The following is a 14,083-nucleotide window of genomic DNA, read 5'->3' as shown; positions in this document are numbered from 1 at the left end:
CATCGACCCAAGGAAAAATCCCCGATTCATCAGGGTTCTAAGGGTTTCCCCTGCATCACCGGCGCCGGAACAACGGTCGCGGCTCGATCACCGAGCGCCCGTACAACACGCTCATCCCGGCCAGGCCCTTGAGCGCATCCTCGGCGGATTTGTCCTCGCGCACGGCGAAGCTGTCGAAACCGCACTGGCGCATGTGGCTGAGCTGGTCGCGCAGTACATCGCCGATGGCGCGCAACTCGCCTTTCCAGCCGAAACGACTGCGCAGCAGATAGGCCTGGCTGTAGGCGCGGCCGTCGCGAAAGCTCGGGAAGTCGAGGGCGATCAGTGGCAGTGAGGTCAGCCATGGCAACAGGCTTTCGACGCCGTCGTCCGGGCCGAGCCAGACCGCATGGGTCGAGGGCGATTCGAGCCAGTGGGCCAGCGGCAGAATCAGCATTTCAGTGCTGTCAGCCGTTTCTGGCGAGCGAATCAACGTCCACGGATCATCCAGCACGATCCGCGCCCCGCTCTCCTCCATTCTCAGCAAATTGTTCATGCCGGCACCTCCAGCGCTTTCGGGTAGACCCGCTCCTTGAACGGCTCCAGTCCGATGCGCGCCACGGTATCGACGAACAGTTCTTCGGCCTCGCGATAACGGACGAAAGTGCCGATGATCCGCTCGATCACCTGCGGCACTTCGGCGGCGCTGAACGACGGGCCGATGACTTTGCCCAGTGCGCTGTTTTTGCCCTGCGCGCCGCCGAGGGTGATCTGGTACCACTCGCTGCCGTTTTTATCGACGCCGAGAATCCCGATATTGCCAATGTGGTGATGGCCGCAGGCGTTCATGCAGCCGGAGATGTTCAGGCTGATGTCGCCCAGATCATGCAGGTAATCGAGGTTGTCGAAGCGCGCCTGAATCGCTTGGGCAATCGGGATCGATTTGGCATTGGCCAGCGCGCAGAAATCACCGCCGGGGCAGGCAATGATGTCGGTCAGCAGACCGACGTTGGCGGCGCCCAGCCCCTGCTCTTTCGCCAGTTGCCACAACGAGAACAGCTCGGACTTGGGCACATCCGGCAGGACGATGTTCTGCTCGTGGGCGATGCGGATTTCGCCGAAGCCGAAACGCTCGGACCAGTCGGCCACGGCCTGCATCTGCGCATCAGTCACGTCCCCCGGCGGTGAAGCCAGGCCCGGTTTGGTCGACAGCACCACGCTGGTGTAGCCCGGCACTTTATGCGGTTGCACGTTGCGCGCGACCCAACGGGCGAACGCCGGGTTCTCCGTCAGGTGCGTGCCGAAATCCAGATCGGTGCCCGCCAATGTGCGATAGCTCGGCGGTACGAAAGCACTGGCGACCCGCTGGTATTCATCCTCGGTCAGTTGCGCCGGGCCGTCCTTGAGGTGTTGCCATTCCTCCTCGACCTCTTTGGCGAACGCTTCAATACCCAGCGCCTTCACCAGAATCTTGATCCGCGCCTTGTACTTGTTGTCGCGCCGGCCGTGGCGGTTGTAGACCCGCAACACCGCCTCGACATAGGACAGCAAATGCTGCCACGGCAGGCCATCGCGAATTTGCAGACCGAGAATCGGCGTGCGCCCCAGACCGCCGCCGACGATCACCCGCAGCAGCATCTGGCCGTCGCGACCGGGGTAAAGGTAGAGGCCGATGTCGTGCATCATGATCGCCGCGCGATCCTGCTTCGCCGAGCAGATGGCGATCTTGAACTTGCGCGGCAGGAACAGGAATTCCGGGTTGATCGTCGACCATTGCCGCAGGATCTCCGCCAGCGGACGCGGGTCGATCAGCTCGTCTGCCGCGACCCCGGCGAAGGCTTCGGTGGTGATGTTGCGCACGCAGTTGCCCGAGGTCTGGATCGCATGCATGTTGACCTGCGCCAGACGTTCGAGAATGTCCGGCACCTCGTGCAGCTCGATCCAGTTGAACTGCATGTTCTGCCGGGTGGTGAAGTGGCCGTAACCCCGGTCGTAATCCCGGGCGATGCTCGCCAGTGTGCGCATCTGCCCGGCGCTCAGCGTGCCGTAGGGAATCGCCACCCGCAGCATGTAAGCGTGCTTTTGCATGTACAGGCCGTTCTGCAGGCGCAGCGGCAGGAACTCTTCTTCGCTCAACTCCCCGGCCATGAAGCGCTCGACCTGATCGCGAAACTGCGCAACGCGCTCGAACACCAGCGCCCGGTCGTAATCATCGTATTGATACATCGGCCTACTACCTCATCAGGGATTACATGAATTCCTGTGGGAACGGGCGAACCCGAGATAGCGCCAGTTCGCGTCTGGCGCTATCTCGGGTTCGCCCGTTCCCACAGTATTTTCCCTGACTATGGACGAGCGGCGCAGCACGCAACAGATTCACCTGAAGCCATAAAAACCGTATCAGGGCGCGTCAGATGGCCGCAGGCAGCGCCTTGATCTGATCCGCATAAATGAACAATTCCTGAGCCTGTTTTGTTTCCGGTGGGGTTTCTACAGTGCAGCTCGTGCCAGACCGGGTGGCCTGGCAAGACTTTGCAACCGTGGATGAACTGACCATGAGCACAGCAACAATCGGACAGGCTTATAACTACAAGGTCGTCCGCCAATTCGTCATCGCGACTGTTTTCTGGGGTGTCGTGGGCATGGCGATGGGGGTATGGATCGCCTCGCAACTGGTATGGCCGGAGATGAATCTGGACCTGCCGTGGACAACCTTCGGCCGCTTGCGACCGTTGCACACCAGCCTTGTGATTTTCGGTTTCGCCGGCAGCGCGCAATTCGCCGCCAGTTACTACGCGGTGCAGCGTACCTGCCAGGTGCGGCTGTTCTCGGACAAACTCGCCGCCTTCACTTTCTGGGGCTGGCAATCGGTCATCGTGATCATGCTGGTCACCCTGCCGATGGGCTACACCACCACCAAGGAATACGCCGAGATCGAATTCTCCGGCGCCGTTTGGATGGCGGTGGTCTGGGTCGCGTACGCCATCGTGTTCTTCACCACCGTGGTGCAGCGCAAAACCAAGCACATCTACGTCGGCAACTGGTTCTTCGGCGCGTTCATTCTGGTGATCGCCATGCTGCACGTGGTCAATCACCTGTCGATTCCGGTGGACTGGTTCAAGTCCTATCCGGTGTATTCCGGCGCCACCGACGCGATGGTGCAGTGGTGGTACGGGCACAACGCGGTGGGGTTCTTCCTGACCACCGGGTTCCTCGGGATGATGTATTACTTCGTGCCCAAACAAGTGAATCGGCCGGTGTATTCGTACCGGTTGTCGATCGTGCACTTCTGGGCGCTGATCACCCTGTACATCTGGGCCGGCCCGCACCACTTGCACTACACCGCGCTGCCGGACTGGGCGCAGTCGCTGGGCATGGCGATGTCGCTGATCCTGCTGGCGCCGAGCTGGGGCGGGATGATCAACGGGATGATGACCCTGTCGGGCGCCTGGCATAAGTTGCGCACTGACCCGATCCTGCGCTTTCTCGTCCTGTCGCTGGCGTTCTACGGCATGTCGACCTTCGAAGGTCCGATGATGGCGATCAAGACCGTCAACGCCCTCTCCCACTACACCGACTGGACCATCGGCCACGTCCACGCCGGCGCGCTCGGCTGGGTGGCGATGATCACCTTCGGCGCGACCTATCACATGGTGCCCAAAGTCTTTGGCCGCGAGCGCATGCACAGCACGCCGCTGATCAACCTGCACTTCTGGCTGGCGACCATTGGCACGGTGTTGTACATCGCCTCGATGTGGGTCAACGGTATTACCCAGGGCCTGATGTGGCGGGCGATCAACGAGGACGGCACGCTGACTTATTCGTTCGTCGAGGCGCTGCAGGCCAGTCATCCGGGGTTCATCGTGCGCTTTGCCGGCGGAGTGTTCTTCCTCAGCGGCATGTTGCTGATGGCCTACAACGTGTGGCGCACGGTGCGGGTTGCCGACGTTGCACTCGCCCATCGTGAAGCGCAGATCGCCTGATCAAGGGAGCTGACCATGTTCGATGTTTTCTTGAATGTATTGGGTGTGCTGTTTCTGTGGCTGGCGGTGGAGTACTGCTTGCGCCATGAGACGAGCGAGAGCCTGGATGAGGCGAGTCTGACGCCGTTTGCGGATGATCCGGAGGTGGCGCGGCGGGTTGAGATGGCCACCGGTAAGACCGTGAAAGCGGTGGCGCCGGAGGTGGCGAAGCCGGGGTGGGTGAATCTTGAGATGTGAGGTGTGTCAGGGGCAGCCCCTCACCCTAGCCCTCTCCCGGAGGGAGAGGGAACTGACCGAGTTGTTTATGCGAAATACACCGACCTGAAATATCGAAGGTGAATGCAATATCAACAACCACGAAGATCTGCTCCCTTTCCCCCTCGCCCCCTTGGGGGAGAGGGTTGGGCGGGCGGCGTTCCGATGAGGGGGTAGGCTTTTGATCTTAGGTGCGGTCTCGGGGAATCAGGCTCTGCAATTGCTGCGCGAGGAAATTCGCATCGAAAGCAAAGGTATCCGGATCCTTCAACCCATTGGTCTTGCGCCACTGCCACTCCCCGCCCGGCAGTCCCACCAACGAAACACTCCCGTACCGCGCCGCCGTCAACCCCATCACCGCCAGCGAAATCTGCCCGCCACTGCCCATCACGTCCGGTACAAACTCCACCAGTTTGCCGGCAATCACGATGCTCAATTTTTCAGTCTTGAAGGTTGAGGTCTCAACCGGAATGCTCGGCCCGAACGCCACATAAGCCTCCCGACTCACCTCCAGCAAACCCGGCGCCTGCACCGGCTCCAGCCATTGCTGAATCTGCCCGAACAACTCTGTGATCCGTGTGGCCCAGGTCGCTGACTGCGTCTCGAACAATTGCTTCTTGTGCGCTTCGCTGTCGGCATAGTGGCGAAGCATTTCGCCCAGTTGCTGTACGTCGTCCATTGCGGTGTTCCTTCAAGGAAGCGGTGCTGCGGACTTCGAGCATGGCAGATGCCGATGACGACCGTGCAAGTCATTTGCCTGCACGGTCGCCCCATCGACCATTGACGGACAGAAGGTCAGCGTTTGCGCAGACGCGCCATGCTCAAGGTGTCGACCCATTGCCCGTCACGCACGGCGTAATCGCGGAACAGGCCTTCGGTTTCGAAGCCGAACTTGCGATAGAGCCCGATGGCCGCCTCGTTGTCGGCGTACACCGAAAGCTCGACCCGGTGCAAATTCATCCCGGGTCACGGCCGGGTCGTTATAAAGCGCGGTGATGCCCTCGACGTGGGATTCGTTGAAGCGCTCGAGATGAATGGCGGGGTTGTGCTCAGGCATGAAAGATCCCTCCTGGATCAGTGCGTGGCCGGTCACTGTAAACCGCTTCTTCACGGATTCGCCATGACTGTTTAAAGCCGTTGACCGAAACGTCCGGCAAGCCACAACGCCTTGCGCCATTGCCTACGCATCCGCCAGAATCCGCCGGCTTGTGCGCCTTGGGGGTGGGCTCTATCGTTTCCGGGTCGCTGATGAATCAGCGATCGGGTCTCGCAGCCCGCGACCTCTAGACGCACAACACCCTCCAGTTTTATGGCGGCTGTACGTGGGAGACCCTTGGGTCTGCCGGTTCTAGAGTCCCGGTCTGCGACCCGCGTATAGCTGCCACCTCTTCGTATCGCAGCGAATCGTGGCGGCTCCATGACTCTGGAGATTCAATCATGATCAAACCAACACCCAACCCACCCGAAACCGACGCCACTTCGCCTTACGAATCGCTGGATTCAAAGACCTTCCACGAAGCCGCCGAACGCGCTCTCGATCACTACTTCAATCCCCTGCTCCCCAGAAAACCGCTGCTCTAACCCAACACCCGCTACCTCATCGCCCCCGGCTTCGACAGCGAAGAACTGCTGGCCGACGCCTGCGAAACCCTGACCTCGGCCAAAACCATGGCCACCGACTTCGCCGGTTTGGTGGACGGCTCGCATCGACATGTGCTGTTGGGGATTGCGCAACTGATCATGCTGGGGGAGCTGGCGGTGAATCGGGCGCTGGATAATCTGGAGTTGAAGGCTGAGGCGCCGCTTTAGTTCGATGATCGTTCCCACGCTCTGCGTGGGAATGCAGCCCGGGACGCTCCGCGTCCCTTCCGGAGCTGGAACGCGGAGCGTCCCTTGAGGCATTCCCACGCAGAGCGTGGGAACGATCTAAGTCCGCCTACTCAAACCACTCCTGCCGCTCATTGAACGTTCGCTGAATCAACTCAACCAACGTCTGTACTTCAGCCACATCCTGCGATGCGGAATTAATCGCCAACCACGCCTGCAACCGCATCGCCTCTTCAAACAACCCCGGCAGCGCCACCAATCCGCGATCAAACCGGCTCATGTACATCGGCAGCAAACCGATGCACGCGCTGCACCGGATCATCTCCAGCATCAGCTCGTAAGACTGCATCTGCACCACCCCGGCCAGGCGCTGTTCGACCAATTCATTCCAAGGTCGAAAGCTGTCGATCTGCCGGTCGTGCTGCCATTGCACCAGCATGAAATCGGCGAGGTCGTCCGGACTTTCTGGCCGCGCAGTCACGCGGGAGTAGCGCTTGGCGATGTGCGGCTGATATTCCAGTTGTGCAAGGCGTTGCGGTTCGCTGGTGGCGAAGGTCGGGCCGGGGTGCGGGGTGTCTCCGTGGGCGAGCCACAGCACGATGTCGGCGCTGACGGCGCGCAGGGCCAGTTCGCTGTCGAGGGCGATGATCTCAAGCCGCACGCTGGCGTTGCGGCGCAGCAGTGCGATGAGGTCGCGACCGAGGATGTCATGCAGGATCGATTCGGCGACGGCCAGCCTTATCAGCGGTTGCTCGATCACAGGGAGTTTGCGTTCGTGAGCCAGGGCGATCAGTTGCGCCTGCAATTGCTGGCCTTCGCGGGTCAGGCTGAGGGCGCTGCCCTGAAAGCTGAACAACGCGCATTGCAGTTGCTGTTCGAGTTGCGCCAGTTGTTTGCGCAGCAGGGTCGAGCGCACGTTGAGGCTGCGGGCGGCCTGCATGAAGCAGCCGCAACGGGCGCTGACCAGAAAATATTGCGCGACGTCGCCGTCGAGGATTGCGGCCTGCGCCAGCCAGGGTTCGTCCTTGTCCCGGGGCCAGCGAAAATCGGCGCTGCTCGGTCGTGCTGCGGGTTCGGTGAATGACATCGATGACTCCCTGTCGATCTTTGTTTTGATGTGCCGCAAGCCAGTTTTCTGAATCCAGTGATTTCCCTGTGGGAGCTGGCTTGCCAGCGATAGCGGAGTGTCAGACACCACATAAGTTGGATGTGATTGCCTCATCGCTGGCAAGCCAGCTCCCACAGGGACTTCGGTGATGCTGAAATCAGCGTTTTTCCTCCAGCACCTTGTTGAGCTCGGCCCCGTCAATGCTCAGCGTTGCGGTGTTGAGCATGCCGTCCAGGTACGCCTGGGCGATCTGTTCCTGACGCTGTGCCCGCAAGGCCTGGGTCAGTTGGTCACGCAATTCGTCGAGGGTCGCGGTGCGGGCCGGTTGTTGCTCAGTGAGTTTGATCACGTGGAAGCCGGCGCTGCTTTGAACGGGATCGGAAACCGCGCCAACCTTGAGCCGCGCCACCGCACCGCGAACTTCCGGCACCAGTTGCTGCAACGGTTGCAGGCCGGTGTCGCCGCCGCGTTCAGCGGTGAGCCGATCCTGGGAAAACTCTTTGGCCAGGCCTGCAAAGTCCGCCGGGGTTGCCTGGGCTTTCTTGCTCAACTCCGCTGCCTGCTTGCGCACGGTTTCAAGATTCTGCGGCTCATTCACCCCAAGGAAGATCTGACTGACCCGATACAGCGCCGGCGTCTGCCAGTTGGCCTTGCCCGCGTCATACGCCTGCTGCAACTCGGCAGCGCTCGGGTAATCCGCCGGCACTTTACTCACCGACTGCAAATAGTCGCGAAACACGATCTGTTCGGTAGCGGCGCGGGTCTGGCGAACCACGTCCGGGCGCTGCGCCCAGCCCTGGGCATCGGCCTGTTCCAGCACGGCTTTTTCGGCCAGGCGTGAACGAATCCAGCGCTCCAGCGCCTCACGATTGCCACGCAGTTGCTCGCGAGTCTGTGGCGGTACGGCCGCCAGCAACGCCTGCAATTCCTCCGGCGAGACCTGCTGATTGCCCAATCGCGCTACCGCAGGCCCACTGTTCGCCGCAATCACCGGCGCCGGTTGCTGGGCGGCGACCGGGTCATTGCCCGGCCGCACCACCAGCGCCACGGCCACCACCAGCAGCGCCACCGCAGCGGCGCTGATTACCATGGCAGGCTTTGTCACAGCGCGACTTCCTCTTGCTCAACCTTTGGAGCCTGGGCGGCAGCAGCGTTCTGGGTGAAATCACGCAGATACACGATGAACTCCTGAAGCAGGCGATCCCACAATTCCAGGTTGCCGCGCAGGTAATCGTTGCTGACACCCGCAGCCACCACCACGTCCATTTCCATCACCAGAAACTCACCCTGCAACGACAACCGGGCAAACCGGCGGGTCGCGTTCCACTGCTCGGCCACACCCACCGGCAATTCACCCTGTACCCGCAGCGCACAGCTGAAGGTGAAGTCGACGTAACTGCCCTGCTCCGCCACTGCCGGGTTGCCGAAACGCACCGCATAACCGATGCCCTGGCTGGCGCTGAGCAACTGGACGATGCCGTTCTGTTCGGTCTGGTTGACGCGGTAACCGGCGGCTTGCAGTACGTCGGTCAGGGATTGCGGGGATACGTGGGAGATCAATTGAGTCATTACTTCTTCCTTGTCCATGAGTCTTTTAATCAGTGCGCAATCGCGGCTTGCGGCGCATCGAATTGAGTCTTGTACAGTTCGTCGCCAAAGCCCTGAGCCAGTTCATCGAACTTGACCCGGGCACTGCCGGCGAAGGGCTGGCGGATCTTCATCACCTCGGCCACATCGATGTTTTCGTAGGCGGTGAGAATCTGCTTGGCCACGCCATACATCTGCTGATTCTTGACCGAACATTGCTGCACTTGTGTGTCACGTTCAGTCAATTGCGCTTGAAGCTTAGACCGTTCTGCCTCTTTGGCACGGGCCATGACCAACAGCTCTTCGTAGGCCTTCTTGAACTTGCCGGTCTGCTCGTTGCTGGCCGCGACTTGCGCCTGGGCCTGGCTGTGCAGGCTTTGCTGCTGCCCGGCCAGTTGCTCTACAAGGCCCTTGGCTTTGGCCAACTCTGCGGTCAATTGCTTGATTTGCGCCTGCGCAGCCTTGGCTTCGTTCTGCGCCGCCAGTTGCGCGGCGCTGGCCTGGGCCTGTTGGCTTTGCAGGGTTTGCAGCTGCTGGGTGGTGCTGCGCAATTGCGTGCGCAGGCGTTCTTCCATGCCTTCGGCGCTCGCCCCGGTAGCGATCAACATCCCGAGTCCAAGCCATAAACAGCGGATTTTCATAACCCTCTCCCGGCGCTTTAGAAGCGCGTGTTGATCTCAAGCTGCATGACGTCGATGTCGAACGGCGCGCCATACACCGCCTCCGAACTCAGCCAGCGGCCGGTGGCGTAGACGTTCTTCGCCAGACCGTAATTGCCGCCCAGGAAGTAGCCCTTGGCGTTGGTGCCGCCGAGGTGGAACGACGAATCGTTGAAGCCGTCCGGCAAGGCATCCGGCTGGATGTACTTGTAGCCGGCGAACAGGTTCCAGTCGCCCTGCTTCTTCAGCTCCAGCGCGTTGCCGAGGGTGAACTGGACCATCCACGCATTGGCGCCGCTTTCGATGTTGCCGTTGCTGTCGAGGTTGTTGACGATCTGCCCCGCCGAGCGCTTGCGCATGTCGCCTTCGTCGTAACCGAGGTTGTGGATGTAGTTGCCCTGGCTGCGCAGTTTGAAGTCTTCCGGCAGGTCGGCGTCCCACACCACGTTGAGGTCCAGCAGGTTGAACTCGGACGCCAGGCCGACGAATTGCGGCTGCGGCGTGGTGGTCGGGTTGAGCGGATTCGGCGTGATGTCGCGCAGCAGGAACACGCTGTTGCCCTTCTGCATGAACGCCGCGCGGGTGCCGTCGCTGTCGCAGCCCGGCGCGCCGGCCCACGGTTCGCAAGGGCTGGAGCGCTGGCCTTCGATATCGTCGAAGCGGTAGTAGGCCAGCGCACCTTTCAAGCGGTTGTTGCTGTTGATCGCCCATTTGGCGCCGATCTGCGCGCCGTACAGCCATTTGTTGTCACTTTCTTCCTTGTCGAAGCCGTTGCTGGTGGTGGTGTCGTTGGTGTAGTCCACCGGGAACGCGCCGACGGTGCCGAACACGCCCCAGTCGCGGCTGAGCTTGTGGTCGAAAATCGCCGCCACGCCGTCGAAGTTCAGGTCGTTGGAGTACAGCATGTCGGTGGACATGAACGGGTTGGCGAAACGGCCACCGGTCAGGGTCAGCTCATCCGACGGCTTCCAGGTCAGGTAACCCTGATCGAGCCAGATGTCCTTTTTCGAGAAACCGCCGCCGAGGTTCTGGGTGGTCGACACCGGGTTGTTGTCCGAGCCGGTGCCGATGCGGATGCCGGCAGTCCATTGCGGCGAAATCTCCGCTTTCATGCCCAGCCGGGCGCGCAGGCGGAACAGGTTTTCGCGGTCTTCGCGGGTGTTGAGCAACGGCGGCAACGCCGTGCTGCTGTTGGGGTTCACGTCGTACGGGCCGTTGTTGTTGAGCTTGGCGAAGTCGACGATTTCGTTGCTGTTGCTGCCCGAGTAGTAGCGTGATTCGTCACGCAGACGGATGTCGCCGTCGAAGCTGATGCGCGACGCCCAGTCCGGGAAGGTGTTGGGCGCGGCCCAGTTTTCCTGTTTGGCGGTGGCCATGACTTCAGCCTTGACCTGATCGCGGATCTGGTCGCGCACCGCGGCCGGCACGTATTGCACCCGCACATCGCCCGGCGCTGCGACCGGCCCGGCCGCCACGGCGGTGGACGCCGCAGCCTGCTTGGCCTGGGCCGCTTCGTTCTGGGCCTGGGCGATCAAAGCGTCGGCCTTGTCCTGTTTCAGAATGCCCTGCTCGACCAGCAAGCGGATCAGATTGATCGTGGCGTTCTCCGAGGGCGCAGGCGCTGCCGCGGCCTGACCGACCAGGGTCGCGATGACCATGCCGACCGCCAAGGACAATCGATTCACGTTGGAAATCATCTGCACACAACTCCTTTTCATACAGCTTTATGAATTCGGTTAACCCGGACGCCGTCCTTGCAGGGACATGCGCACAGGCAAGGTGATGGAGGCCGGGGGCCGTTCGCTCAGATGGGGCGCGTTACGCAATGCGGCCAGCACCTGACTGTCGATCTCGGGGTTGCCGCTGGACTTGGTCAGCTCGACCCGGGTGATCTCGCCGACGCTGCTGAGCCACACATCGGCCTGCAGCGAAAACGCGAGGTTGCGCAGGTCGGGGTTCTCGCGCAGCAGCTTCTGGAAGGTGAACGCGAGGAACTGGCTGTAGGTGCCGTTGCCCAGTCGCCCACCGCCGGAACCGGCCATGCCGCCGCCCTTGCCCGCGCCGATGTTGAATGCGTCGCTGCCGCTCTGGGCGTCGCCGTCCATTTGCATCGGGTTGGCCAGGTCGTCCGCCGGCGATGGCGGTGCTTCTTCCTCGGGCTTGACCTCCTCTGGCTCTGGCGTTGGCTCGGGCTCGACGACTTTTTCTTCCACCGGGGTTTCCGGCTCCGGCGGTTTTTCCGGCGGCGGCGGTGGCGGTGGCGGCAAGGGAATGATCGTCGGCACCTTGGGCGCCTCCCGGCGGATGCCGCTCATGTCGTTGGCCCACTGCCACAACAGAAACGCCGCGACGGCGCCCAGCAGCAGCCCGGCGCCCCACTTCACGTAACGCAGTGGCGACTTCTTCACCGGCAAAGGCTCGATTGGCAGTTGTGCAGTCATCACTCAGCCCTGCGTCGGTTTGCCGGTAACGAGACCGACCTGGGACAGTTCGAGCCGGCGCAGCAGATCCAGCACTTCGATGACCTTCTGGTACTGCACCGTGGCGTCGCCGCGCACGATCACCGGGAAGTCCGGGTTCTGCGCCTTCTCGATGCGCAGGCGCTCTTCCAGTTCAGGCAACGTGACCGGATAGGCGTCGAGGAACACCTGGCCGCCGTCGTTGACCGAAATCGCCTTGGTCTTGGCCTCGGACAGCGACACGGCGGCGCTGGCCTTGGGCAGGTTGATCTGGATCCCGGAGACCTGCGCAGTAGCGGTGAGGATGAACATCACCAGCACCACCATCAGCACGTCCACCAGTGGCGTGATGTTGATGCTGTCCACTGCGGCATCTTCGTCATCGTCGTGGGAGGCATTTACGGACGCCATGTCTGTGCTCCTCAGGCCGGTACGGAGTGGTTGGCGTGATGACCGCGCTGATGCGCCGCTTCACTGGACTGGCCTTCGCCGTGCATCTCCGCCAGACGGGTGATGAACTCGTCGACGAATACGCGCATGTCGGCGCTGACTTCCTTGTTGCGGGTGATCAGGCGGTTGTAGCCAAACAGCGCCGGGATCGCGACGAACAGGCCCATGGCCGTGGCCAGCAACGCGGCCGCCATACCCGGCGCGATGGCGTTGATGTTGACGTCGCCAGCCATGGCGGTGCCGAGGAACACCACCATGATCCCCAGCACGGTGCCGAGCAGGCCGATGTACGGGCCGCCGGCGATGGCGTTGGACAGGGTCGAGAGTTTCGAACTGAGTTGCTGGTTTTCCCGGGTGCGGACGCCGTCCATGGAGCAGCGGATCGCTTCGATGGTTGCGGCGGAAACCGACGAGGTATCGGCGCCCTGCTCGCGGCGGGTGCGGATTTCTTTCACAGCCACCAGATACAGGCGCCACAGCGGCGAATGCTGCAAACGCTGGGCGAGTTGTGTGTCGTCGGCGAACATTTCCAGGCGAGTGCCAACCTTGGCGAATTGCACGCGGAAGTCTTCGTTGGCGGCGGTGACGCGGCTGAGGGTGCGGTTCTTGCGCAGCATGATGATCCACGACTGGAACATCATCAGCACCAGCACCGCGATGATCACCCAGGCATCCACCGGCACCGCGTTGAGCAGGAAGCCGAGGCTGCCGAAACCGAAACCGGACTGTTCTTCATCAACGCCATAGGCGACCAGTTTCGACTCGGCGCCTTGGGAAGTGGCATCGGCCAGCAACAGCGGTGCCGGACGGGCGACTTTCGACAGGCGCAGTTCATCAATGGCGCCCACGAATGGCTGGAACGCGCTCGGGGAAAGGTCAGCACCAATGGCCATGACCGAGTTGAACGCCGGCATTGCTTGAGCCAGTGCCGCACCCTCGCGACCGTTGATATACAGCGTCACTTTGGCGCCTTCGGCGGTCAGCGCGACGTGCTGCCATTGGCCCGGATTCAGCGGTTGCGTGGCGACGGCGCGCTGGCCGTCGATGTCCACGAACGGCACGCCCTGACTCACACCGACCAGCAGGCTGTTGGCGCCTTCGCGGCGGGCCAGAATCAGTTGTTCGCCGTTGGCCTGATCCAGTCGCAGCCAGGCACTGAAGGTGAACGCGCTGCCGGCGTTGTGCTGCAACGACGGACTGGCTGGCAACAGCAACGGCTGGCCGCTGAACTGCAAGGCACGCCCTACTACGCCGTCAATCGCTGCGCCGGTCGCGCTCTGTGCGGTGTTGCCGTAAGCAGTGGTGTCTTTCGCCGGGGTGCCGGTGGCGCCGTCGAAGTGATAGAGCGCGGTGTAATTCGGATCGAACGTCAGTTGGCCGTTGCCGGTGGCCGGAGCCTTCTGGTTGCCGTAGTACATCCAGATGTCCTGACGCTGATCGCCCTCGACATTCGGCACATCGACCCAGATCAGCGCCATGCCCATCAGCGCGTCGAAGCTTTCGATCTGATGGTTGAGCACGGTCTTGTCATCCGCGGCGACGAAGCGCAGGTCCGAGCCGTCCTCTTTCACTCCGTCGAAGGTGAAATTGCCGGTGTGCAGGCGCACCAGCAGCGCGGTACGGCCGAGGGCCTGATTGATCGCGGCACCTTGCGGCGTGGTGTCGACGGCGATCTGTTTGCGGTAATGCCAGTCGTCCTGCCACCACGCCTGAGCCGTGGCCGGGAGCACGAAGCCCAGGCAGATGAACAACGAAAGGAAAAGGCGCTGCATGAAA

13 protein-coding genes and 2 pseudogenes are annotated in these 14,083 nt (G+C 61.9%); 3 read left to right on the top strand and 12 right to left on the bottom strand.

What is annotated here, in order from left to right:
* Positions 1–55: 55 nt before the first annotated feature.
* The gene (locus ACTJK7_RS13285; protein ID WP_440779769.1) at positions 56–535 is read right to left on the bottom strand and encodes a DUF934 domain-containing protein; all 480 of its coding nucleotides are present in this window, start codon (positions 533–535) and stop codon (positions 56–58) included.
* Positions 532–2,205, bottom strand: a complete 1,674-nt coding sequence (locus ACTJK7_RS13280; RefSeq protein WP_108561713.1) for a nitrite/sulfite reductase — start codon at positions 2,203–2,205, stop codon at positions 532–534. The genes ACTJK7_RS13285 and ACTJK7_RS13280 overlap by 4 nt, the downstream gene beginning before the upstream one ends.
* A gap of 329 nt (positions 2,206–2,534) precedes the next feature.
* Between ACTJK7_RS13280 and ccoN the strand changes: the two genes are divergently transcribed.
* Positions 2,535–3,962 carry a cytochrome-c oxidase, cbb3-type subunit I gene (ccoN, locus tag ACTJK7_RS13275; RefSeq protein ID WP_108563678.1) on the top strand — a complete coding sequence of 476 codons (1,428 nt, stop codon included), beginning with the start codon at positions 2,535–2,537 and terminating at the stop codon, positions 3,960–3,962.
* Between the two features lie 15 nt (positions 3,963–3,977).
* A complete protein-coding gene (locus ACTJK7_RS13270; protein WP_108561711.1) occupies positions 3,978–4,199 on the top strand; it encodes a CcoQ/FixQ family Cbb3-type cytochrome c oxidase assembly chaperone in 222 nt (73 codons plus the stop codon).
* Between the two features lie 205 nt (positions 4,200–4,404).
* Here the strand turns inward: ACTJK7_RS13270 and ACTJK7_RS13265 are convergent, their stop codons facing one another.
* Positions 4,405–4,896 carry a hypothetical protein gene (locus ACTJK7_RS13265; RefSeq protein WP_108561709.1) on the bottom strand — a complete coding sequence of 164 codons (492 nt, stop codon included), beginning with the start codon at positions 4,894–4,896 and terminating at the stop codon, positions 4,405–4,407.
* Between the two features lie 116 nt (positions 4,897–5,012).
* A pseudogene (locus ACTJK7_RS13260) lies at positions 5,013–5,177 on the bottom strand (GNAT family N-acetyltransferase); the annotation flags it as partial.
* Positions 5,178–5,654: 477 nt separating this feature from the next.
* Here ACTJK7_RS13260 and ACTJK7_RS13255 point away from each other — a divergent pair.
* Positions 5,655–6,026 (top strand): annotated as a pseudogene (locus ACTJK7_RS13255) (DUF6124 family protein).
* 127 nt (positions 6,027–6,153) lie between these two features.
* On the opposite strand, the gene ACTJK7_RS13250 reads toward ACTJK7_RS13255, so the two are convergent.
* The 8 genes from ACTJK7_RS13250 to ACTJK7_RS13215 form a co-directional block, all read right to left on the bottom strand.
* Positions 6,154–7,131, bottom strand: coding sequence for a LysR family transcriptional regulator (locus ACTJK7_RS13250; protein ID WP_108561707.1), 978 nt, complete (start codon positions 7,129–7,131; stop codon positions 6,154–6,156).
* A 178-nt stretch (positions 7,132–7,309) separates the two neighbouring features.
* Complete coding sequence (locus tag ACTJK7_RS13245) at positions 7,310–8,257, bottom strand: peptidylprolyl isomerase (RefSeq protein WP_108561705.1); 948 nt, start codon at positions 8,255–8,257, stop codon at positions 7,310–7,312.
* Complete coding sequence (locus ACTJK7_RS13240; RefSeq protein WP_108561703.1) at positions 8,254–8,721, bottom strand: YbjN domain-containing protein; 468 nt, start codon at positions 8,719–8,721, stop codon at positions 8,254–8,256. Before ACTJK7_RS13240 ends, ACTJK7_RS13245 begins: the two co-directional genes overlap by 4 nt.
* Positions 8,722–8,750: 29 nt before the next feature.
* A complete protein-coding gene (locus ACTJK7_RS13235) occupies positions 8,751–9,380 on the bottom strand; it encodes a DNA repair protein (RefSeq protein ID WP_108561702.1) in 630 nt (209 codons plus the stop codon).
* A 17-nt stretch (positions 9,381–9,397) separates the two neighbouring features.
* Positions 9,398–11,095 (bottom strand): putative porin, encoded by a 1,698-nt coding sequence (locus ACTJK7_RS13230; protein ID WP_108561700.1) that lies wholly within the window; start codon positions 11,093–11,095, stop codon positions 9,398–9,400.
* Positions 11,096–11,134: 39 nt separating this feature from the next.
* Entirely contained in the window at positions 11,135–11,839 is a 705-nt protein-coding gene (locus ACTJK7_RS13225; protein ID WP_108561698.1) for an energy transducer TonB family protein, read from the bottom strand.
* Between the two features lie 3 nt (positions 11,840–11,842).
* Complete coding sequence (locus tag ACTJK7_RS13220) at positions 11,843–12,268, bottom strand: ExbD/TolR family protein (protein ID WP_007955109.1); 426 nt, start codon at positions 12,266–12,268, stop codon at positions 11,843–11,845.
* Positions 12,269–12,279: 11 nt separating this feature from the next.
* Positions 12,280–14,079: a DUF2341 domain-containing protein gene (locus tag ACTJK7_RS13215; protein ID WP_108561696.1), complete on the bottom strand. Its 1,800-nt coding sequence runs from the start codon at positions 14,077–14,079 to the stop codon at positions 12,280–12,282.
* Positions 14,080–14,083: the final 4 nt, after the last annotated feature.

The sequence above is a fragment of the Pseudomonas sp. 22085 genome (assembly GCF_052045815.1).
GTDB classification, from domain to species: Bacteria; Pseudomonadota; Gammaproteobacteria; order Pseudomonadales; family Pseudomonadaceae; genus Aquipseudomonas; species Aquipseudomonas glycinae.
The sequence above is the reverse complement of the archived record's forward strand: the minus strand, read 5'-3'. Positions and strand labels throughout refer to the sequence as shown.

Coding starts and splice junctions, on each gene's coding strand:
- ACTJK7_RS13285 (WP_440779769.1), bottom strand. CDS start 535: ATGAACAATTTGCTGAGAATGGAGGAGAGCGGGGCGCGGATCGTGCTG.
- ACTJK7_RS13280 (WP_108561713.1), bottom strand. CDS start 2,205: ATGTATCAATACGATGATTACGACCGGGCGCTGGTGTTCGAGCGCGTT.
- ccoN (WP_108563678.1), top strand. CDS start 2,535: ATGAGCACAGCAACAATCGGACAGGCTTATAACTACAAGGTCGTCCGC.
- ACTJK7_RS13270 (WP_108561711.1), top strand. CDS start 3,978: ATGTTCGATGTTTTCTTGAATGTATTGGGTGTGCTGTTTCTGTGGCTG.
- ACTJK7_RS13265 (WP_108561709.1), bottom strand. CDS start 4,896: ATGGACGACGTACAGCAACTGGGCGAAATGCTTCGCCACTATGCCGAC.
- ACTJK7_RS13250 (WP_108561707.1), bottom strand. CDS start 7,131: ATGTCATTCACCGAACCCGCAGCACGACCGAGCAGCGCCGATTTTCGC.
- ACTJK7_RS13240 (WP_108561703.1), bottom strand. CDS start 8,721: ATGACTCAATTGATCTCCCACGTATCCCCGCAATCCCTGACCGACGTA.
- ACTJK7_RS13235 (WP_108561702.1), bottom strand. CDS start 9,380: ATGAAAATCCGCTGTTTATGGCTTGGACTCGGGATGTTGATCGCTACC.
- ACTJK7_RS13230 (WP_108561700.1), bottom strand. CDS start 11,095: ATGATTTCCAACGTGAATCGATTGTCCTTGGCGGTCGGCATGGTCATC.
- ACTJK7_RS13225 (WP_108561698.1), bottom strand. CDS start 11,839: ATGACTGCACAACTGCCAATCGAGCCTTTGCCGGTGAAGAAGTCGCCA.
- ACTJK7_RS13220 (WP_007955109.1), bottom strand. CDS start 12,268: ATGGCGTCCGTAAATGCCTCCCACGACGATGACGAAGATGCCGCAGTG.
- ACTJK7_RS13215 (WP_108561696.1), bottom strand. CDS start 14,079: ATGCAGCGCCTTTTCCTTTCGTTGTTCATCTGCCTGGGCTTCGTGCTC.